Origin of the sequence: Lachnotalea glycerini, assembly GCF_003201285.1 — a bacterium.
GTDB classification, from domain to species: domain Bacteria; phylum Bacillota; class Clostridia; order Lachnospirales; family Lachnospiraceae; genus Lachnotalea; species Lachnotalea glycerini.
Genome location: NZ_QICS01000045.1, coordinates 1 through 1,555, shown reverse-complemented (window position 1 = coordinate 1,555; position 1,555 = coordinate 1). Strand labels below are relative to the sequence as shown.

Below are 1,555 nucleotides of genomic sequence, written 5' to 3'. Positions count from 1 at the left end.
TAAGGGCTGTCGGTTTCTCCACTTACCTGTGCCACTTAGTTAAAATGCACCCTTTCAAACATTTAAATTTTGTTCGAAAGAGTGCATTTATATCATCATATTAGAACTACACCTTAAAATCCTATTTATACCCAAGGCAAAATTTTTTGCTTAAGTCTCTTAATTCAGTATTATGGATTACATCACTTCGTGAGAGCCATGATACTGAATTAAGAAACTGGATTTAGTAAAATTAATATAGCGGTGTCCACTTGGATCAACATAAATTGTCTCCAACTAGTATTTCCTTATCTCGTTCCATTAATGTTTCAATACATACAATAGTAATTATTGATAAATCGATATCATTTTTGCAATTACTTAAAATCACCAAAAAATGCAGATTATCATTTTTAATAATTTTTGCATTATTAAAAGTATAATTTTGTACTGGTTGCATCGTTATTTTTTTTTCTCCGTTGTATAATACAATCTCATTTTCATACACTATATCAGTGATTTTACCTAAAGTGTTTATATTAATATAATCATAACTTTCAATTAGTGATTTTTGAATTTGTTCTATACTTTTCTTTTTATCATTTGTTTTTTGATACTTTTCAGAAATCATACTTATTTCTATCTTGTTTACACTTTCTTCTTTCCAAGCCACTTCAATGAACTCATTATTGGAATCGACAAAGACGCCCCCTTCCTCTTTAATCGCATACAAGTCCACAATTACAATATCAGAAAGTTGTTCATCACTCAATGATATAACTCTACTAATATATTTTTCAACATTTATATATACCAAAGCTCCATTTTCTGGACAAAATAACATTATTTCATTTTTTCCAAGTATAAATGATGAATATATTACTATATCTTCAAATAATTTCATATTTTTAATTAAATCTAATTCTAAATCATAAATTAATACACCTTCATAGTTGTCATTAACAATTATTTTATTTTCGACAACATCTATAAAATATATATCATTATCTTGTATTATTTTATCAATCAATTTTTTAGCTCCTCTATATCACTTTATTTTTAATTTTTTGCTTTTATCGGCAGTATTAGGATTTAATTTTCCTGTCAAAGGATCTGCTTCTCCCAAATGATTTCCCTTTTTGTCAAAAACTTCTAAATGTGCCCTTTTTCCTGTATGCAAGGTATCTCTATAATAATATTTATCTCCATTTTTATAGACTGTAGCACCTTTAACTTTCATATTTGTTTTATTATAATCACTGCCACTTAGTACTGTTTCTCTATCCAGTGGAACACGTTTATCTTTAACATAAGGTGCTTCAGAGCCTCCCTTACTCACATCGGTATTCTCCGCCGCCTCTTGTGCTTTCTTAATATCTCCGGCTAAGTTATCCGTAGCCGTCATACTAATTGATATACCATATGCCATTTCTGCTATTCCGGTTATCAAAACATCTGTGCTGATTGCAATAGTCGGTATTCCTGCCGCTGCTCCCGCACCGCTCATAGATATGGCCGCTCCAAAGATATCTCCAATACCACCTGCCACTGCTTCTGCCGTTCCTGCCACCGTCAA

2 protein-coding genes are annotated in these 1,555 nt (G+C 30.9%); both read right to left on the bottom strand.

From position 1 onward, the window contains the following. Nucleotides 1-256: 256 nt before the first annotated feature. Nucleotides 257-1,009: a hypothetical protein gene (locus C8E03_RS21735; RefSeq protein WP_110292110.1), complete on the bottom strand. Its 753-nt coding sequence runs from the start codon at nt 1,007-1,009 to the stop codon at nt 257-259. Between the two features lie 18 nt (nt 1,010-1,027). Beyond that, on the bottom strand, nt 1,028-1,555 hold a 528-nt coding region (locus C8E03_RS22545; protein WP_278321215.1), incomplete at its 5' end, for a hypothetical protein.